Below are 19,270 nucleotides of genomic sequence, written 5' to 3' on the forward strand. Positions count from 1 at the left end.
GCAGATCAGCGCCGGGAAGCATCCCGTACCCGAAGGTTTTTTGCAACGCCACCGGGGCCGACGGTCGGCGGTGCGGGCGGCGCGACACCGGTTTGGTGGCCGGCACTAGGTTTGTCGGCAGGTCAGGCGGCGAGGAGGTCGGGCATGCGGGTACTGGTGGTCGAGGACGAGCGCAACCTCGCCGACGCGATCGCGCGCGGGCTGCGCAAGCGCGGCATGGCGGTCGACGTCACCTACGACGGGAACTCGGGCCACGAGATGGCCTTCGTCACCCGGTACGACGTGGTGGTGCTGGACCGGGACCTGCCCGGCATGCACGGCGACCAGATCTGCGCCGAGCTGGCCGCCTCCGGCACCCTGACCCGGGTGCTCATGCTCACCGCCAGCGGCACGGTCGCCGACCGGGTCGAGGGGTTGCAGCTCGGCGCGGACGACTACCTGCCGAAGCCGTTCGCCTTCGACGAGCTGGTGGCCCGGGTGCAGGCGCTCGGCCGGCGGGCCACGCCGGCGGCCCCGCCGGTGCTCGTCGTCGCCGACCTGGAGCTCGACCCGGCCCGCCGGCTGGTGACCCGGGGCGGCGTGCCGGTCGACCTGACGAACAAGGAGTTCGGGGTGCTGGCCGAGCTGCTCAAGGCGCGCGGGGCGGTGGTCTCCAGCGAGGAGCTGCTGGAACGGGTCTGGGACGCCAACACGGACCCGTTCACCACCATCGTCCGGGTCACCGTGATGACCCTGCGCAAGAAGCTGGGCGACCCACCGCTGATCGAGACGGTCGTCGGTGCCGGCTACCGCACCGCCGAGGGGTCGGCGTGAGCGCCCCGACCCGGCCCGCCGCCCGCCGCCGCACCCTGCCCTGGCCGGCGCTGCGCCGCCCGGTCGTCCGGCTGCGGCCCACCCTGCGGCTGCGGCTCACCCTGCTCAACGGGGTGCTGCTGGTGGGCGCCGGGGCGATCCTGGTGCTGCTGGCCTGGCTGCTGGTCCGCGACGCGCTGCGCCCCACCGACGAGTTGGTGCCCGGCACCACCGTGCTGCTGGCCGACGGCCGGCTGCTCGACGCCGGGCAGTGGCAGCAGCAACTCGTCGACGCGGCGTCGAACGAGCTGCTGGCCAAGGGCCTGGTGGCGCTCCTGGCGATCAGCGTGGTCGGGGTGGCCGGCGCGTACGCGGTGGCCGGGCGGGCGCTGCGCCCGCTGCACCAGGTCACCGCGACCGCCCAGCGGCTCGGCGAGGCCACCCTCGACCAGCGGATCGGCTGGTCCGGGGCGGACGACGAGGTGGCCGAGCTGGCCAAGACGTTCGACGCCATGCTGGACCGGATCGCCGCCGCGTTCGAGGCGCAGAAGCGCTTCGTGGCCAACGCCTCGCACGAGCTGCGCACCCCGTTGGCGGTGATGCGGACCGAGATCGACGTGACGCTCAGCGACGACGAGGCGGACGCCGCCGAGTACCGCCGGATGGCCACCGTGGTCCGGGACGCCTCCGAGCGGGCCAACGGGCTGGTCGACGCGCTGCTGGTGCTCGCCCGCAGCGAGGCCCAGGCCGGCCGGCGGCTGGGCCGGCGCGCCGAGTGCGACCTGGCCACCGGCACCGTGAACGCGCTTTCGGCCGTGCGCCGGGAGGTGGAGCGGATCGGGCTGCGGGTGCAGACGTCCCTGGAGCCGGCCCCGGTCGTCGGCGACCCCGGGCTGCTGGACCGGCTGGCCGGCAACCTGATCGAGAACGCGGTCCGCTACAACCACCTGCACGGCCTGATCCGGGTGCGCACCGGCACGGACGGCCACTCGTCCTGGCTGGTCGTCGCCAACACCGGGTTCGAGGTCAGCCAGGCCGACGTGCCGGGGCTGTTCGAGCCGTTCCGCCGGGGCGGACAGGAACGCACCGGGGCCCGGGGTTCCGGGCTGGGACTGTCCATCGTCCGGGCGGTCTGCGACGCGCACGGCGGGACCGTGCGGGTCGTCGCCCAGCCCGGCGGCGGCCTTGAGGTCACGGTGACCCTGCCCGCCGCCGACGTCACGCCGGTGCTGACCGGCCCGGCCCACGGCAACGGGCGGCTCACGACCGACCGGTGACGCCCCGCCCGGGCGGCACGCCGGCGGGCCGGCGGGGGCCGGCGCCCCGCGCGCCGGTCCACACCACGTCCCGCCAGGACGGCGGCACGTCGCCGGGCCCGCCCGGCGCTCAGCTTTTCGTGTGCCCGGCCTGGCTGACCCGGCGTGGCGCGTGCCGGGTGGGCGGGGCCGGGCAGGTCAGGTGGCCGGGCCGCGCCGGGCGCTCGGCCGGCGGGGCCACGCGGTCGGGCAGAGCCGCCGTGCGGTCGGGCACAATGCGTCGTCCGTGCTGGACGGCCGCCGGACGATAGGCCAAGGTGTGGTGGCGCCATGTCCCACGCGGTGCGCCCAGGACCGGCCGCGCCTCAGGCCGTCCGGCGCCCGCGGCCCCCCGTCCGACGTGCTCCGGGAGTTGCCCGTGACCCACCCCTCGGCCCTGGCCCGCCGAACCCTGGCGGCGCTCACCGCCGCCGCACTGACCGCCGCCGGCCTCGCCGTCGCCGGCCCGGCGAGCGCCGCGCCCGGCCACCCCACCGTGGTCTCCACCGTCCCGTCGGCCGCGTCGCCGAACATCCAGGACGGCACGGTGTTCGCCATCCACGACGCCGGTACGAAGATCATCGCGGCGGGGTCGTTCAGCAAGGTGCGCAACCGCAACTCCGACGTGGACATTACCCGCAACTACGTGCTCGCCTTCGACAAGGCCACCGGAGCGGTCGACACCGCGTTCGCGCCGACCGTCGACAACGAGGTGAGCGCCGTGGCGGCCGGCCCGACCGCCGGCACCGTCTACCTGGCCGGCAAGTTCAACACGGTCAACGGCGTCACCCGGCGCAAGCTGGCCCTCGTCGACGTCTCCACCGGGGCCACGGTCACCAGCTTCGCCGGGCCGGCGTTCAACGGCCTCGTCGACGACGTCGCCCTGACCGGCAACCGGCTGCTCGTCGGCGGCATCTTCACCACCGCCGGCAACGCCAACCCGCGCGGCGGGCTCGCCTCACTCAACGCCACCACCGGCGCGCTGGACGGCTACCTCACCACCACCCTCACCGAGAACCACAACTACGACGGGGTGAGCGGCGCCAAGGCCGGCGTCGGCGCGGAGAAGCTCGCGCTCTCCCCGGACGGCACCCAGCTCGTGGTGATCGGCAACTTCAAAAAGGCCGACGGGGTGCTGCACGACCAGATCCTGAGGCTGGACCTCGGCGCCACCGCCGCCACCGTCGCCGACTGGAACACCAGCCGCTACACCCCGCGCTGCTCGTACGGGGCATTCGACTCGTACATGCGGGACGTGGCCTTCTCCCCGGACGGCAGCTACTTCGTGGTGGTCACCACCGGCGGGACGCACGGCGGATCGCTGTGCGACAGCGCCGCCCGCTGGGAGGCCGCCGCGACCGGCGACGCCCAGCAGCCCACCTGGACCGACTACTCCGGCGGCGACACCTTCCTCTCCGTCGGGATCAGCGAGCAGGCCGTCTACGTCGGCGGGCACCTGCGCTGGCTGAACAACAGCTTCGGCGGCGACTCCGCGCAGGCCGGGGCCATCGGCCGGGCCAGCATCGCCGCCCTCGACCCGGGCAACGGGCTGCCGCTGTCCTGGAACCCCGGCCGGCACCCGCGCGGCTACGGCGTGGCCGAGCTGCTGGTCACCCCGGAGGGCATCTGGCTCGGGTCCGACCAGTCCTGGATCGGCAACTTCTCCTACCGCCGGGAACGGATCGCGTTCTTCCCGCTGACCGGCGGCAACGCCCCGCACCCGACCACCACCGCCGGCCTGCCCGGCAGCGTGTACCAGGCCGGGATTCCGGTGCCCACCAACGTGCTGCACCGGGTGAACGCCGGCGGCCCCGCCGTCGCGTCCACCACCGGCGGGCCGGACTGGAGCGCCGACGACTCCGGCAACCCCAGCCCGTACCACAACGCCGGCAGCAGCACCTCGGGCTTCGCCGCCGTCGGCAGCCTGGACGCCACCGTCCCGGTCGGCACTCCGGCCGGGCTGTTCAACACCGAGCGGTACGACTCCGCGTCCGCCCCGGAGATGCAGTGGGACCTCCCGGTGCCGGCCGGCACCGAGGTGGAGGTCCGTCTCTACCTCGCCAACCGGTACGCCGGCACCTCGGCCCCCGGCCAGCGGGTGTTCGACGTGACCCTCGACGGCACGCTCGTCCTGGACAACCTCGACCTGTCGGCCACGCCCGGGCACGACATCGGCACCATGCGGTCGTTCACGATCGTCAGCGACGGCAGCGTCGACATCGACTTCGGGCACGTGGTGGAGAACCCGCTCGTCAACGCGATCGAGATCGTCAAGACCGGTCCGCCGCCAACCGGCACGGGCGACGAGGTGCAGACCCGTTCGTACGACGGGGCGGTCACGGTCGGCGCGGCGACGCCGGTGGCCAACCCGGACAACACCACGTGGTCCACGGCCAAGGGCGCGTTCTGGGTGGGCGGCACCCTGTTCTACGGGATGAACGGCGCGCTCCAGCGGCGTACCTTCGACGGGACCACCTTTGGCGCGACCAGCCTCGTCGACCCGTACCACGACGTGTACTGGGACACGGTGGAGACCGACTCCGGGCCGGCCGGCCAGACCTACGTCGGGGTGAACAGCAGCTTCTACCCCGAGATCGCGAACGTCACCGGCATGTTCTACACCGCGGGCCGGCTCTACTACACCCTCGCCGGCCAGGGCGGGCTGTACTGGCGCTGGTTCACCCCGGACAGCGGCGCGGTCGGCGCCGACAAGTTCACCGTCGCGGGGGTGACCGGATTCGCCGACACCGGATCGGTCTTCCTGGCCGGCGGCACCCTGTACCGGGTCAGCCGCTCGACCGGCGCGCTCGCCTCGACCGCGTGGGCCGGCGGCGTGCCCACCGGCGTGTTCACCACCGTCAGCGGCCCCGCCGTGGACGGGGTCGACTGGCGCGCCAAGGCCGTCTTCGTCGGCCCGTAGACCCCCGTCGCACCACGGGGTGTCCCGGCCCGGTTCCGCGTCCGCGCGGGGCCGGGCCGGGCCCGTTCCCGGGTACGCCGAAAAGGCGTTGCCCGGACCGGCGGAGGCTGACAAGATCAGCCCTGTCAGCCCGACGACCGGAGGGAGGTGCGGTTGATGTCCACGACCAGTCCCGCGCCCCGCCTCACCCGCCGCTGACCTCTGCCGATCACGCGGGGCGCTCCACTCCTTCATGGAGGAACACCGTGAGCGCACGGATCAGGAACATCAGCTTCGACTGCCACGACACCTACACGCTGGCCGGCTTCTGGGCGGAGGTGTTCGGCTCCGAGCGGCAGCCCGACGACTTCCCCGGTGACCCGGAGGCGATGGTGCTCACCCCGGACGGATCGACCGTGCTGTTCCTCCAGGTGCCGGAGGACAAGACGGTGAAGAACCGGGTCCACCTGTGCCTGGAGCCCGCCGACCGGGACCGGGATACCGAGGTCGAGCGGCTGCTCGCCCTCGGCGCCACCCAGGTCGACGACCGGCGGCGGCCGGACGGCACCGGCTGGGTGGTGCTCGCCGACCCGGAGGGCAACGAGTTCTGCGTGCTGCGCAGCGCCGCCGAGCGGGCCGCGACGGCATGACGGCCTGACGGCATTTCACGGAAAGAGTGGCCATTCCCGCCGGAATGACCACTCTTTCCGTGAACGAGTGGGTGTATGGAACCCGGAGCGAGCGGGCCGCGACGGTGTAACCCGCCCGACGGGACGGGCCCCCTCCGCCGCGACGGCGGAGGGGGCCCGTGTCACGCGTGGCTCAGGAGCGCTGCTCGATCTGGCCGCGCATGGTGACGAACTCGGCCTTCGCCTGGGCGCCGGTCTTGAAGTACATCACGATCATGCCGACGCTGCCCTTGTCGGCCCAGGCGCAGATGCCCAGCTTGACGCCCTCGCTCTTGCCGTCGGCGCAGCGCGCCTCGCCGCCCAGCGGACCCGCGTCTACCACGGCGACGTTGCTCATGGTCAGCTCGGTGCCGCTGAACGCGTCGTCCAGCTCCTTCTTCGGGTCGGTCAGCAGGCCGGACGCTGCGGCGATCATCACCAGGTCCTTCTTGGCCGGGTCGCCGTAGACCGCCCCGGCGGTGCTGGTCTCGTTCTGCACCGTGGACTTCATCTCGGCGATCATCCCCTGCACCGCCGCTTGGAGCTCGGGCTGGGTGGCCTTCGGTCGGCCGGCGAGCGTGGCCGGGGCGGTCACCCGGGTGTTGGTGGCCTCGACCGCGTCGCTCACGTCGTCCTTGACGGCGAACCAGGTGATCGCCCCGCCGCCGCAGCAGAGCACCAGTACCACGGCCAGGACGATCAGCACGATCTTGCCGGTCTTGGACTTCTTCGGCGCCGGCGGCAGCGGCGCGGCCTCCGGCGCGCCGTACGGCTGGCCGTATGGCTGGCCGTACGGCGCGTGGCCGCCCTGCTGCGGGGCGGGCTGCTCGCCGTACGGCTGCTGCGGCTGGTTCGGGTAAGGGTTGCCCGGCTGGGACATGTTCAGTCAGCTCCAGATAGTCGATCAGGAGCGGTGATCGTAGCCAGCCGGTCCGACAGCCGCTGCCCTGCCCGCCGGCTGAAACGACGACCGCGGTGGCCGGAGCGCCCCGGGGGACGCCCGTGCCACCGCGGTCGCGGGGGAGCGGGGTGGGTCAGGCGGGCAGGCTCGCCGCGCCGCGCGGCAGGAACCGCCGGCCGGTGACCCGCTCGCTGGTGCCGGTCCGGTCCAGGTACGGCGTGACGCCGCCCAGGTGGAACGGCCAGCCGGCGCCGAGGATCATGCACAGGTCGATGTCCTGCGCCTCGGCGACGACGCCCTCGTCGAGCATGAGCCGGATCTCCTGCGCCAGCGCGTCGAGCGCGTTCTGCCGCAGTTGCTCGGCGGTCAGCGGCGCGTCGCCGACCACCAGCAGCCTGGCCACCTCGTCGTTGATCTGGTCGTCGACCACGATCGGCTGGCCCGCCTCGGCGATCCGCTTCAGGTTCTCGCTGACGACGAACCGGTCCGGGAACGCCGCGTGCAGCGTGCCGCCCACGTGGTGCGCCACGGCCGGGCCGACGAGCTGGAGCAGGGCGAGCGGGCGCATCGGCAGGCCCAGCGGGTCCAGCGCGGCGTTCGCCACGTCCAGCGGGGTGCCCGCGTCCACGGCGGCGAAGACGGTGCCGAGGAAGCGGGTGAGCAGCCGGTTCACCACGAACGCCGGGGCGTCGGAGACCAGCACCGACGACTTCTTCAGCTGCTTGCCGACCGCGAACGCGGTGGCCAGGGTGGCGTCGTCGGTACGTTCGCCCCGGACGATCTCCAGCAGCGGCAGCACGGCGACCGGGTTGAAGAAGTGGAAGCCGACCACCCGCTCCGGGTGCTCCAGCTCCGCGGCCATCGCGCTGATCGACAGGCTGGAGGTGTTGGTGGCGAGCACCGCCTCCGGGGAGACGATCTTCTCCAGCTCGGCCCAGACCTGCTTCTTGACGTTCAGGTCCTCGAACACGGCCTCGATGACGAAGTCGGCGTCGGCGAACGCGGCCTTGTCGACCGATCCGCTGACCAGGCCGTACAGCTTGGCGGCCGTGCCCTTGTCCATCCGGCCCTTGCTGACGGCCTTCTCGATCTGGGTGTGCACGTAGGCGACGCCCTTGTCGACCCGGCCCTGGTCCAGGTCGGTCATGACGACCGGCACCTGGAGGCGGCGGGCGAACAGCAGCGCGAGCTGGCTGGCCATCAGGCCGGCGCCGACGATGCCGACCTTGGTGACCGGGCGGGCCAGGCCCTTGTCCGGCGCGCCGGCCGGCCGCTTGGCCCGCCGCTGTACCAGGTCGAACGCGTACAGCCCGCTGCGCAGCTCCTCCGAGAAGATCAGGTCCGCCAGCGCCTCGTCCTCGGCGGCGGTGCCGGTCGCGAAGTCCGCGTCCTTCGCTGTCTCCAGCAGGTCCAGCGCCCGGTACGCGGCCGGGACCGCGCCGTGCAGCCGCTGGTCCAGCGTCTGCCGGGCGAAGTACAGCACGCCGGCCCACATGTCCTTGTCGACCTCGGGCCGGGTCACGGTGACCTCGCCGCGGACCACGCCGGCGGCCCACTCCAGGGACCGCTCCAGGAAGTCCGCCGGCTCCAGCAGCACGTCGGCGATGCCCAGCTCGGCGGCCTGCTTCGGCCTGAGCATCTTGTTCTGCATCAGCGGGTTCTGCAGGATCACCTGGGTCGCGGCCGGGATGCCGATCAGGTTCGGCAGGAGCTGGGTGCCGCCCCAGCCGGGGACCAGCCCGAGGGAGACCTCGGGCAGCGCGAGCGCGGAGGCCCCGCCGGACAGGGTCCGGTAGTGGCAGTGCAGGGCCAGCTCCAGGCCACCGCCCATCGCCGCGCCGTTGACGAAGGCGAACGTCGGGACCTGGCTGTCCTTGAGCCGGGCGAAGACCCGGTGGCCGAGCCGGCCGATCTCCAGGGCCTGCTTCCGGTCGGCGAGCTGCGGCAGGCTGGTGAGGTCCGCCCCGACGCAGAAGATGTACGGCTTCCCGGTGACCGCGACGAACGCCGGGTCGGCGGCGAGGGCGGCGGTGATCGCCTCGTCCAGGCTGGTCAGCCCGCCCGGGCCGAAGCTGTTCGGCTTGGTGTGGTCGAAGCCGTTGTCCAGGGTGATCAGGGCGGCCGGCCGGTCCAGCCCCGGCACGTTCACCTGACGCAGCAGCGCCCTGGTGACCACCTCGTTCGGTGCGGCGAGCGCGCTCACTTGTTGCCCTCCTGTCCAGCCTCGGCGGCGGAACCGGTCCAGTTCGGGTTCTCCCAGATGACCGTGCCACCCATGCCGATGCCGATGCACATGGCGGTGAGGCCGTAGCGGACCTCGGGATGCTCGGCGAACTGCCGGGCGAGCTGGGTCATCAGCCGCACGCCCGAGGAGGCGAGCGGGTGGCCGACGGCGATCGCGCCGCCCCACGGGTTGACCCGGGAGTCGTCGTCGGCGATGCCGAAGTGGTCGAGGAAGGCGAGCACCTGCACGGCGAACGCCTCGTTCAGCTCGAACAGGCCGATGTCGTCGATGCTCAGGCCGGCGATGCGCAGCGCCTTCTCGGTCGACGGGATCGGGCCGACGCCCATCACCTCGGGCTCGACGCCGACGAAGCCGTACGACACCAGCCGCATGGCGATCGGCAGGCCAAGCTCGCGGGCGGTGTCCTCGGCGGCGATCAGGCTCGCGGTGGCGCCGTCGTTGAGGCCGGCGGCGTTGCCCGCGGTGACCTTGCCGTGCGGGCGGAACGGGGTCTTGAGGGTGGCGAGCTTCTCCAGCGAGGTGTCCCGGGGAGCCTCGTCGACGGTGGCCAGCCCCCAGCCGCCGTCGGCGTCGCGGATCGCCATCGGCACCAGGTCGCCCTGGAGCTTGTCGTTGGCGTACGCCTTCGCCGTCTTCTGCTGCGAGGCGAGCGCGAACGCGTCGGCGCGGTCCTTGGTGACCTGCGGGACCCGGTCGTGCAGGTTCTCCGCGGTGGCACCCATGACCAGCGCGGACGGGTCGACCAGCTTCTCCGCGACGATCCGCGGGTTGGGGTCGACGCCCTCGCCCATCGGGTGCCGGCCCATGTGCTCGACGCCGCCGGCGATCGCGATGTCGTACGCGCCCATGGCGATGCCGCCGGCCACGGTGGTGACGGCGGTCATTGCCCCGGCGCACATCCGGTCGATGGCGAAGCCGGGGACGGTCTTGGGCAGGCCGGCCAGCAGGGCCGCGGTGCGGCCGATGGTCAGGCCCTGGTCGCCGATCTGGGTGGTGGCGGCGATGGCGACCTCCTCGACCCGCTCCGGCGGAAGCTGCGGGTTGCGGCGCAGCAGCTCGCGGATGCAGCGGATCACGAGGTCGTCGGCGCGGGTGTTGGCGTACATGCCACCCGCCTTGCCGAACGGGGTGCGGACGCCGTCGACGAAGACGACATCCCGGACTTCACGGGGCACTGGAGCCTCCTTATCGACCAAAATTCGGCCTCCGCGCCGACAGGCGGCACTTCAGACCGGATGAAGGTCGCCGGCACGGGCGTGGCCTCTCGGATGCTACTCGCCAGTAACCACCCCCGGCACCCACCCCACTGTGTCCCACCCCACACCCGCCCCTGCCCCACCCCCACCGGCCCCCGCCGCGTTGATCAAGAAGTTTGTGTCTGTGGAGTGGCTACCCCTGACGCAAACTTCTTGATCAACGGGGAAAGGGTGGGGGCAGCGGGGTGGGGTTGGGGGGTCAGGGGGTTGGGGAGGTTAGGGCCGGGGTCAGGTCGTTGGTCAGGAGGGTGATCTGCCACTCGCGGGCGCCGAAGCCGCGCAGCGTCTCGGCCACCGTGTCCTCGGTGACCTCGTCCGGCGGGGTCCAGGCGAGGCGGCGGACCGAGTCCGGGGTGATCAGGTTCTCCGGTGGCAGGGCGTGCGCGCCGGCGATGCGGACCACCACCTCCCGGCACCGGGCCAGCCGGCCGGCGGCCACCGGATCCCGCTCCGCCCAACGGTGCGGCGGGGGAGGCCCCTCCACCGCCGGGGTGACCGGCAGCGCGTCCTCCGGCAGCTGCCGGGCGTCGTCGAGGGCCGCCAGCCAGGTGCGGGCCAGTCGGCGCACCGACCGGCCACCGAACCCTGGCAGGGTGAGCAGGGTCTTCTCGTCCCCCGGGTCCAGCTCCGCGGCGGCCACGATCGCCGAGTCCGGCAGCACCCGGCCAGGCGCGGCGTCCCGGCGGGCGGCGATCTGGTCCCGGGCGTACCAGAGGGAACGGACGCGGGCCTGGGCACGGGCGCCACGCACCCGGTGGATGCCCGAGGTGCGCCGCCACGGCTCCGCGCGGACCCGGGGCGGGCGGGCGCCGTTGCGCACCAGGGCGGCGAACTCCTCCGCCGCCCACGCCGACTTGCCCTGCCGGGCCAGCTCCGCGTCGAGGGCGTCGCGCAGGTCGGTCAGCATCTCCACGTCAAGGGCGGCGTAGGTGAGCCACGACTCCGGCAGCGGCCGGCTCGACCAGTCCGCGGCCGAGTGGTGCTTCTCCAGGGTGAACCCGAGTAGCTGCTCGGTCAGCGCGGCCAGGCCGACCCGCTCGAATCCGGCCAGCCGAGCGGCCAGTTCCGTGTCGAACAGCCGCCGTGGGCGCAGCCCCACCTCGGCCAGGCAGGGCAGGTCCTGGCTGGCGGCGTGCAGCACCCACTCGACGTCGGCGATCGCCGCGTCCAGGGTGCTCAGGTCGGGCAGCGGCAGTGGGTCGATCAGCGCTGTGCCCGCACCGGCCCGCCGTAGCTGGACGAGATAGGCGCGCTGGCTGTAGCGGTACCCCGAGGCGCGCTCGGCGTCGAGGGCCACCGGGCCGGTGCCGGCCGCGAACCGGGCCACCACCTCGGCGAGCTCGGCCTCGGTGGCCGCAGGCAGGGGGGTGCCGTCGCGGGGGGCGGTCAGCGGCACGGGCTCGCTGCCGGTCGGTTCGGGCACCGCGTCCACCGGCTCCGGCGCGGCCGACGGCGGGTGGTGCGGCGCGTCTCCGATACGGCTTTCGGCGGCCCGACGGCGCAGGGGTGGTTCGTCGGTCACCTGACAACCCTAGTGCGCCGGAGGATCCGGCGCGCGCAGCCGGGTACGGCGTGTGTCGGCGACGGCGCCGGCGACTTGACCCGCCATGGCAGGGTCGGACACCGGGGGAGACAAAGCGCGACAGCGCAGGTACGGTCCTTCGGGCCGCCGACCGGTGACGAACCCGCGTCGGCGGGGGCATCGGGGGCGTCTACGGGGAGGACGTGGCGATGACGACGGCTGGGTACGGCCCGACAGGCACGGGGCAGGGACCCGACGAGGGTTCCGGGGACGGCTGGCAAGACCCGGCCCGCACCACCGAGGCGTGGCCAGGCCAGGCCCGGCCCGGCCCGCTGCCGCCACGGATCGTCCCGCCCCGGGGCGCCGTCGCCCCGTACCCGCCGCCCGCAATCCCGGGTCAGGCCCCCGTTCCCGGTCAGGCCCCCGTCCCTGGTCAGGCCCCCGTCCCTGGTCAGGCGCCTGTCTCTGGTCAGGCCCCTGTTCCCGGCCAGGCCCCCGTCCCTGGTCAGGCCCCCTTCCCCGGCCAGGCCCCTGTTCCCGGTCAGGCCGCCTGGGCTCCGCCGCCGAACGCCGGCCAGTGGGCCGGGCCGGCGCCGGCCGCCGGGCAGTACCCGCCGGCGCACGGGCAGCAGCCGGCCCCGTCCGGCGGTCCGGCCGGGCAGCCCCCGGCCCCCGGCGCGGCGTACCCGCCGCAGGGCATGTCGTCTCCCGGGCCGGCCTGGCCCGCCGCGCCGGCCCCGGCCGCCGCCCCGACCCCACGCGCCCGGGGCCGCGCGCTCACCATGGTCGCGCTCGGGTTGGCCGTGGTGCTGGCCCTGGTGGCGGGCGTGCAGGCGTACCAGATCCACCAGCTCTCCGGCCGGCTCGCCGCGACCGACCAACGGCTGGCCGCCGCGCAGCAGGGCGACGGCACCCGGCTCGACGACCTCGACCAGCGGGCCCAGGTCCTGGAGAAGCAGGCGGGGGCCCAGTTCAACCCCGAGGCGGTGGCCAGCGCCGTGCTGCCCAGCGTGTTCCGGGTCCGGGCCGGGCAGTTCACCGGCACCGCCTTCGCGGTCGGCAAGCCGGCCACCGGCGGCGGGACGAACCTGTTCACCAACTTCCACGTGGTGGAGTCGGTCTGGCAGGGCGGCGGTAGGGAGGTCTTCCTGGAACGCACCGACCAGCGGTACCCGGCCACCATCGTCAAGGTCGACGAGGCGAACGACGTCGCACAGCTGCGCACCAACAGCAAGTTCACCGGCCTGGTGACGGCGTCCGCCGCGGTCAAGTCCGGCCAGCAGATCGTCGTGGTCGGCGCGCCGCTCGGCCTCCAGGACAGCGTCACCACCGGCGTGGTCAGCGCCTTCCGCGAGGCCGAGCAGGGCTCGGGGCCCGTCATCCAGTTCGACGCACCGATCAACCCCGGAAACTCGGGTGGTCCCGTGATCAACGGCCAGAAGCAGGTCGTCGGGATCGCCACCGCCAAGGCCCGCGATGCCGAGGGCATCGGCCTCGCCGTACCCATCAAGGTCGCCTGCGACGGCTTCCGGATCTGCTGAACCGGCCGTTGCTGCCTCGTACCAGCCCGGTCCGTCGCCGTCGTCCGACCGCGGGCCAGTCATCTGGAGGATGAGAAACATGTCCCAGCCACCGAGCGGGTCCGGGGGCCAGCCGCCCTACCCGCCGCCGGCCGACCCCGGCCAGCCCGTGCCCCAGCAGTACGGCCCGACCGGTCAGCCGGTCGAGCCGACCCGGCAGTTCGCCCCCGGCCAGTACGGCAGCCCGCAGCCCCCGGCGGAGCCGACGCAGCAGTTCGGCCAGTACGGCGCCCCGCAGCCGGGCCAGTACGGCGCCCCCCAGTCCGCCCCGCCCGCCCCAACCTACGGCCAGCAGCCGCAGTCGGCCCCGCCCGCGTCGGCCTATGGTCAGCAGCCGCCGCAGTCGGCTCCGCCCGCCCCGACCTACGGCCAGCAGCCGCCGCAGTCGGCTCCGCCTGCGCCGGCGTACGGCCAGCAGCCGCTGCAGTCGGGCCCGCCCGCCCCGGCGTACGGTCAGCAGCCGCCCCAGTCGGCCCCGCCGTTCGGGCAGCCGGTCTCCACCCCGCCGGTCTCCGCCCCGGGGTACGCCCAGCCGATGTCGGTGCCCCCGGCCTCCGGTCCGGGCTTCGGCCACCCGATGTCCGGCCCGCCCGGCGTGCCGCCGTACGGCCCGGCGGCGCCCGCCGCCGGCAAGGGCCGGCGCAGCGTGCTGGTGCTGGCCCTGGTGGCCGGGTTGCTCTTCGTCCTCGGCGGCGTGATGACCGGCCTCTACGTGACCAAAGGCAACGAGCTGGACCGCACGGAGAAGCGGCTGACCGCCCAGGTCAGCGAGCGCGACGGGGCGATCACGGCGAACAAGACCGAGATCGAGAAGCTCAAGAAGGACCTGCAGGGCGTGCGGGACAAGCTCTCGAACACCGAGCAGGACCTCACCGGCACCCGCAACGACCGCGACGAGCAGGCCCGGCAGAAGAAGGTCATCGCCACCTGCCTGGACAAGCTCACCAGTGCGCTGACCGCGGCGGCGGCGAACAACAAGGCCGCGTACGACAAGGCCACCCAGGGGATGAACAAGGTCTGCGACGAGGCCGAGGACTACCTCTGACGGATGCGCCCGTCCGGGCCGCGTCCACCGGATTCCGGTCCGGTGGACGCGGCCTGCGTCGTCTCCGTTGCCGTCCCTGCCGCGGGACGGGCCCGCCGTGCCGAATCGGCGGGTCAGGCGGCGCCGGCCGGGCGGCGCTCCGGGAGGGCGGTCACCCCGGGCGGCGGCAGGCCCGCCGTCGAGGCGAGCAGCGCGCACCAGGCCAGCAGGTGCGGGGTCAGGTCCTCGCCGAGCGGCGTCCAGGAGGCCCGGATCTCGATGTCGGCGACGGTCGGCGACCCGGCCAGGCCACCGAACCGGGTCGACATCGTCTGGGTGATCGTGCCCCCGATCGCCCGGTGCGGGGCGTCCTGCGCGTCCAGCGCGTCAGTCAGCCAGGTCCAGCCCACCCCGGGCAGCAACGGGTCGGTGGCCAGGTCGGACTCCAGCTCCGCCGTGACGTAGGTGACCAGCCGCAGGGTGCCCTGCCAGGCCTCGTGCCCAGCCGGGTCGTGCAGCAGGATCAACCGCCCGGTGGCGACCTCGTCGTCGTCGCGCAACACCGTCGCGGAGAGCGCGAACGCGTACGGCGCGAGCCGCTGCGGCGCGCCGACCTCCTCCAGGACGATCTCCGACCGGGGCGCGGCCGACCGCAGCCCGGCGACCGCGCGGGCGAAGGTCTCCGGGAGCGCGATCGGGGGGGCCATGAGGGCAGCCTATGCCGCCTGCCGCCCGGCTGCCGGAAACGGCACGCCGACAGCCCGCCCCGTCGGGCGGGGGTGGGTCACAAAAGGTGGCGGGGGTGGGAGACGGGCGTCGGGGGCGTGGCACGATTGCCGCGATGAGCACCGACACCACGGGCACTGCCGCCCGAGACGGAGAACCCCGCCGCGGCGGGCCGGCCGACTCCCCGTTCGTCCGGGCGTGCCGGCGCGAGGACGGCCCGCGCACCCCGGTCTGGTTCATGCGCCAGGCCGGCCGGTCGCTGCCGGAGTACCGCGAGATCCGCAAGAACGTGGGGATGCTGGAGTCCTGCCGTCGCCCCGAGCTGGTCGCCGAGATCACCCTCCAGCCGGTGCGCCGACACCGGGTCGACGCGGCGATCCTGTTCAGCGACATCGTGGTCCCGGTCGCCGCCGCCGGGGTGGACCTGGACATCGTCCCGGGCACCGGGCCGGTGGTGGCCGAGCCGGTGCGCACCGCCGCCGACGTCGAGCGGATCCGGCCGATCACCCGCGACGACGTCTCCTACGTGGACTCCGCGGTCCGGCTGCTCGTCGCGGAGCTGGGCGACACCCCGCTGATCGGCTTCGCCGGCGCCCCGTTCACCCTGGCCAGCTACCTGGTCGAGGGCGGCCCGTCGCGGACCCACGCGAAGACCAAGGCCCTGATGTACGGCGAGCCGGAGCTGTGGCACGCGCTCTGCGACCGGCTGGCCGACGTGGCATGCGCGTTCCTGCGGATTCAGGTCGACGCCGGGGTGTCCGCGGTGCAGCTGTTCGACTCGTGGGCCGGCGCGCTGTCCGAGGCCGACTACCGGCGGTACGTCCTGCCGCACTCGACGAAGGTGCTGGCCGGGGTGGCCGACGCCGGGGTGCCCCGGATCCACTTCGGGGTGGGCACCGCCGAGCTGCTCGGCGCGATGGGCGAGGCCGGGGCCGACGTGGTCGGGGTGGACTGGCGTACCCCGCTGGACGTGGCGACCCGCCGGATCGGCGCCGACCGGGCCGTGCAGGGCAACCTGGACCCGGCGGTGCTGCTCGCGCCGTGGCCGGTGGTGGAGGCCGAGGTGCGGCGGATCCTCGCCGAGGGCCGGGCCACCCCCGGCCACGTGTTCAACCTCGGTCACGGCGTGCTGCCGGAGACCGATCCGGACGTGTTGACCAGGGTGGTCGCGCTGGTGCACGAGGTGTCCGCGCGTCCGGCGGAGTGAGGGAGTGACCGTGCGGCAACCGTGGCGGGTGGCGATCGTCGGGGGCGGGATCACCGGGCTGGCCGCCGCCGTCCGGCTGCGGGACCGCGCGCCCGCCGGCACCGAGATCACCGTGTACGAACAGTCCGGTGCCCTCGGCGGCAAGCTGCGCACCGGCGAGCTGGCCGGGCAGCCGGTGGAGTTCGGCGCCGAGTCGTTCCTGATGCGCGACCCGGCCGGCGGGGAGTCCGCCGCCGTAGCCCTGGCCCGCCGGCTCGGGCTGGCCGACGAGATCGTGCACCCCACCGTCGGGCAGGCCGCCCTCGCGGTCGACGGCGGGCTGCGCCCGATCCCGGGCGGGACGCTGGTGGGCGTACCCGGGGATCTGGCGAAGGTGACGACGGTCGCGCAGCCGGCCGCGGACGCCGACCGCGACGCCGGCCGGCCGCTGCTGGCCCCCGGCGCGGACGTCTCCGTCGGGGCGCTGGTCCGCTCCCGGCTCGGCGACCAGGTGGTGGACCGGCTGGTGGACCCGATGCTCGGCGGCGTCTACGCCGGCCGGGCCGACGACCTGTCCCTGGTCACCACGATGCCGGCGCTGGCCCGCGCGGCCCGCACCGAGCACACCCTGGTCGGCGCGGTCCGGGCCGCGCAGGCCGCCGCGCCGCGCGCCCCCGGCGCCCCGGTCTTCGGCACCCTGGCCGGCGGGCTGAGCCGGCTGGTCGAGGCCGCCGCCACGGCCAGCGGGGCGACGATCCGCCGGGACGCGGCGGTACGCGAGCTGACCCCGACGGCGACCGGCTGGCGGCTGACCGTCGGCCCGACCCGCGACCCGGAGTCGGTGGAGGTGGACGCCGTGGTGCTGGCCGTGCCGGCCCGCCCCGCAGCCCGGCTGCTGGCCGGGATCGCGCCGGAGGCCGCCGCGACCGTCGGCGCGCTGGACTACGCCAGCGTCGCGCTGGTCACCCTGGCCCTGCCCGAGCCGGAGCTGCCGGCGCTGTCCGGGTTCCTGGTGCCGGCCACCGAAGGGCTGCTGATCAAGGCGTCGACGTTCTTCACCACCAAGTGGGGGCACCTGGCCCGGCCGGACGGGCTGGCCCTGGTGCGCGCCTCGGTCGGCCGGTACGGCGAGGAGGCGTCCCTCCAGGTCACCGACGCCGACCTGGTGGCGGCGGTGCACCGGGAGCTGTCGAAGGTGCTGGCCGCGCCGCTGCCAGCGCCGGTGGCCAGCCACGTGCAGCGGTGGGGCGGGGCGCTGCCGCAGTACACCCCGGGGCACCTCGACCGGGTGGCCGCCGCCCGGGCGGCGCTGCGCGGCGCGCACCCGACGCTGGCCCTGGCCGGCGCCGGCTACGACGGCGTCGGCATCCCGGTCTGCGTCCGCTCCGGCGCGACGGCGGCCGAAGAGATCATCACAGCACTGGGAGGATCGGCAGCATGACCGAGCAGAGCAACGCGACCCGGCTGCGGGAGCTCAACGACAGCATCCGCTACACGATGTGGTCGGTGTACCGGGCCACCAGCCCGCTGCCGTCGCTGCGCGAGAACGTCACCGGCGAGGTCGAGGCCCTCTTCGAGGAGCTGGCCGGCAAGGACGTGACGGTCCGCGGCACGTACGACGTGGCCGGGCTGCGCGCCGACGCCGACCTGATGATCTGGTGGCACTCGTCGTCCAGCGACGCGCTCCAGGACGCGTACCTGCGGTTCCGCCGCACGACGCTGGGTCGGGCGATGACCCCGGTCTGGTCGCAGATGGCGCTGCACCGGCCGGCGGAGTTCAACAAGAGCCACATCCCGGCGTTCCTGGCCGGCGAGGAGGCCCGGGCGTACACGTGCGTCTACCCGTTCGTCCGCTCGTACGAGTGGTACCTGCTGCCGGACGCCGAGCGGCGCGAGTTGCTGGCCGAGCACGGCAAGATGGCCCGGGGCTACCCGGACGTGCGGGCCAACACGGTCGCCTCGTTCGCCCTCGGCGACTACGAGTGGATGCTCGCCTTCGAGGCCGACGAACTGCACCGGATCGTCGACCTGATGCGCGACCTGCGGGCATCCCGGGCCCGCCGGCACGTCCGGGAGGAGATCCCCTTCTACACCGGCCGCCGCCGTCCGATCGCCGACATCGTCTCCTGCCTGGTCTGAGCGAAGAACCTTGGCCCGCTGCCCGCTGCCTGCTCTGAGCGGACGGCCCCCATCCCGCCGCCTGACGCCGCCCCCGCCGTGCCGCCCCGCCCCCGTCGCGCCCCGTCGCGGTCGGCGCAAAAACACGGAATTAGTGGCCTCCCGGCCGAGGGAGGCCACTAATTCCGTGTTTTAGGCGCGATCTTGCCCGGGGCGGGGCTCGGCGTCGACCGTGAGCTGCTTGGCGGTGGCGGCGTCAGGCGTCGTTGAAGGTGAAGCGACGAGTGACAGTGCGGGGTGCTCATTTGTGACTTACGGAATTAATCTATTCGTTCAGACTGGCGGTGTCGGTGTCGAGGAGTTGGCGTCCTCGATCTTCCAAGGGGTTCGGTCCCGAGTACCCGGCGCTCGAATCGTAGATGAGAGCCGTGGTGACTCCTGGATCGCCGGTTGGGTTGCTACGCCCGGGGACCAGGACGGGTCGATGCTGGTCGAAGTTCGCACCGACTCCGAGTTGATGCGGGAGATGGTTGCGGAGGTTATCCCGGAGGACAGCTCTGGGCGAGTTGGGCAGTCTGACGCCGTCGTAACAATTACCTTGACTGGGCATTTTGCAGACTGGAGCCTGGTTGGTTCGATCTGGAGGATTGTCAGTGATTCCTATTTTGCGCTTCCGTGTGATGGGGTGTCAGGATTTGGGATCAGCTTGAAGGATCTTTAGTCGGCTTAATTGCAAATCTGACCTTGGCCTGTGCTTTCGCCTGTCATCGCGGAGACACGTGGTTGGCCGCATTGGATGGTACTGCGGCAGCTTCTGGAAACACGGAAGCCGTCGGCTGGCGCAAGCGGTGGCAGGCCGGTTGCGAGGACACGTTTGTTTCATAGACGAGACCGGGCCTGACTGCACCTGCAACGAGGCCGCCCCACCCGAGAAGGGTGGGGCGGCCTCGTCGCCGCGCCCGCCAACCCACGCGCATGGATGATCAGTGCCGTGCGCGTCTCCGTGCTCGGCCGCCACGCAGCTTGCCGAGCGGTACGGGCAAGCTCATGAGGTCGGC

14 protein-coding genes are annotated in these 19,270 nt (G+C 73.6%); 9 read left to right on the forward strand and 5 right to left on the reverse strand.

The annotated features are described in order from the left end of the window. Positions 1-144 precede the first annotated feature (144 nt). The 4 genes from OG617_RS22620 to OG617_RS22635 all read left to right on the forward strand — a co-directional run bounded on the left by OG617_RS22620 (position 145) and on the right by OG617_RS22635 (position 5,636). Positions 145-813 carry a response regulator transcription factor gene (locus tag OG617_RS22620; RefSeq protein WP_396684676.1) on the forward strand — a complete coding sequence of 223 codons (669 nt, stop codon included), beginning with the start codon at positions 145-147 and terminating at the stop codon, positions 811-813. Positions 814-884: 71 nt separating this feature from the next. Then, positions 885-2,069 (forward strand): sensor histidine kinase, encoded by a 1,185-nt coding sequence (locus OG617_RS22625; protein ID WP_405103897.1) that lies wholly within the window; start codon positions 885-887, stop codon positions 2,067-2,069. A 397-nt stretch (positions 2,070-2,466) separates the two neighbouring features. Beyond that, the gene (locus tag OG617_RS22630) at positions 2,467-5,007 is read left to right on the forward strand and encodes a malectin domain-containing carbohydrate-binding protein (protein WP_405095005.1); all 2,541 of its coding nucleotides are present in this window, start codon (positions 2,467-2,469) and stop codon (positions 5,005-5,007) included. 245 nt (positions 5,008-5,252) lie between these two features. Continuing rightward, positions 5,253-5,636 (forward strand): VOC family protein, encoded by a 384-nt coding sequence (locus OG617_RS22635; protein ID WP_405095006.1) that lies wholly within the window; start codon positions 5,253-5,255, stop codon positions 5,634-5,636. Positions 5,637-5,808: 172 nt separating this feature from the next. Here OG617_RS22635 and OG617_RS22640 read toward each other — a convergent pair whose 3' ends face one another. The 4 genes from OG617_RS22640 to OG617_RS22655 form a co-directional block, all read right to left on the reverse strand. Continuing rightward, positions 5,809-6,534, reverse strand: coding sequence for a hypothetical protein (locus OG617_RS22640; RefSeq protein WP_405095007.1), 726 nt, complete (start codon positions 6,532-6,534; stop codon positions 5,809-5,811). Positions 6,535-6,688: 154 nt separating this feature from the next. Next, positions 6,689-8,758: a 3-hydroxyacyl-CoA dehydrogenase NAD-binding domain-containing protein gene (locus OG617_RS22645; protein WP_405095008.1), complete on the reverse strand. Its 2,070-nt coding sequence runs from the start codon at positions 8,756-8,758 to the stop codon at positions 6,689-6,691. Next, the gene (locus OG617_RS22650; RefSeq protein ID WP_405095009.1) at positions 8,755-9,975 is read right to left on the reverse strand and encodes a thiolase family protein; all 1,221 of its coding nucleotides are present in this window, start codon (positions 9,973-9,975) and stop codon (positions 8,755-8,757) included. The genes OG617_RS22645 and OG617_RS22650 overlap by 4 nt, the downstream gene beginning before the upstream one ends. Before the next feature lie 280 nt (positions 9,976-10,255). Next, the gene (locus OG617_RS22655) at positions 10,256-11,578 is read right to left on the reverse strand and encodes a ribonuclease D (protein WP_405095010.1); all 1,323 of its coding nucleotides are present in this window, start codon (positions 11,576-11,578) and stop codon (positions 10,256-10,258) included. 698 nt (positions 11,579-12,276) lie between these two features. On the opposite strand from OG617_RS22655, the gene OG617_RS22660 reads away from it, so the two are divergent. Continuing rightward, positions 12,277-13,119, forward strand: coding sequence for a S1C family serine protease (locus OG617_RS22660; RefSeq protein WP_405095011.1), 843 nt, complete (start codon positions 12,277-12,279; stop codon positions 13,117-13,119). Positions 13,120-13,198: 79 nt separating this feature from the next. Further along, positions 13,199-14,203 (forward strand): hypothetical protein, encoded by a 1,005-nt coding sequence (locus OG617_RS22665; protein WP_405095012.1) that lies wholly within the window; start codon positions 13,199-13,201, stop codon positions 14,201-14,203. A 113-nt stretch (positions 14,204-14,316) separates the two neighbouring features. Here OG617_RS22665 and OG617_RS22670 read toward each other — a convergent pair whose 3' ends face one another. Further along, a complete protein-coding gene (locus tag OG617_RS22670; RefSeq protein WP_405095013.1) occupies positions 14,317-14,889 on the reverse strand; it encodes a DUF3000 domain-containing protein in 573 nt (190 codons plus the stop codon). Positions 14,890-15,023: 134 nt separating this feature from the next. On the opposite strand from OG617_RS22670, the gene hemE reads away from it, so the two are divergent. Genes hemE through hemQ form a run of 3 tightly spaced genes read left to right on the forward strand, consistent with a single transcriptional unit; the run spans position 15,024 to position 18,233 of the window. Next, positions 15,024-16,115 (forward strand): uroporphyrinogen decarboxylase, encoded by a 1,092-nt coding sequence (gene hemE, locus OG617_RS22675; RefSeq protein ID WP_405095014.1) that lies wholly within the window; start codon positions 15,024-15,026, stop codon positions 16,113-16,115. A gap of 10 nt (positions 16,116-16,125) precedes the next feature. After that, entirely contained in the window at positions 16,126-17,535 is a 1,410-nt protein-coding gene (gene hemG / locus OG617_RS22680) for a protoporphyrinogen oxidase (RefSeq protein WP_405095015.1), read from the forward strand. After that, positions 17,532-18,233 (forward strand): hydrogen peroxide-dependent heme synthase, encoded by a 702-nt coding sequence (hemQ, locus tag OG617_RS22685; RefSeq protein WP_396680237.1) that lies wholly within the window; start codon positions 17,532-17,534, stop codon positions 18,231-18,233. The genes hemG and hemQ overlap by 4 nt, the downstream gene beginning before the upstream one ends. The last annotated feature ends 1,037 nt before the right edge of the window (positions 18,234-19,270 follow it).

This window comes from Micromonospora sp. NBC_01412, from assembly GCF_045040215.1.
In the GTDB taxonomy this organism is placed as follows: domain Bacteria; phylum Actinomycetota; class Actinomycetes; order Mycobacteriales; family Micromonosporaceae; genus Micromonospora; species Micromonospora rubida.

What these genes read in the sequence shown, in the direction of transcription:
- hemE (WP_405095014.1), top strand. Translation starts at nt 15,024, where the DNA reads ATGAGCACCGACACCACGGGCACTGCCGCCCGAGACGGAGAACCCCGC.
- OG617_RS22670 (WP_405095013.1), bottom strand. Translation starts at nt 14,889, where the DNA reads ATGGCCCCCCCGATCGCGCTCCCGGAGACCTTCGCCCGCGCGGTCGCC.
- OG617_RS22620 (WP_396684676.1), top strand. Translation starts at nt 145, where the DNA reads ATGCGGGTACTGGTGGTCGAGGACGAGCGCAACCTCGCCGACGCGATC.
- hemQ (WP_396680237.1), top strand. Translation starts at nt 17,532, where the DNA reads ATGACCGAGCAGAGCAACGCGACCCGGCTGCGGGAGCTCAACGACAGC.
- OG617_RS22640 (WP_405095007.1), bottom strand. Translation starts at nt 6,534, where the DNA reads ATGTCCCAGCCGGGCAACCCTTACCCGAACCAGCCGCAGCAGCCGTAC.
- OG617_RS22665 (WP_405095012.1), top strand. Translation starts at nt 13,199, where the DNA reads ATGTCCCAGCCACCGAGCGGGTCCGGGGGCCAGCCGCCCTACCCGCCG.
- OG617_RS22660 (WP_405095011.1), top strand. Translation starts at nt 12,277, where the DNA reads ATGTCGTCTCCCGGGCCGGCCTGGCCCGCCGCGCCGGCCCCGGCCGCC.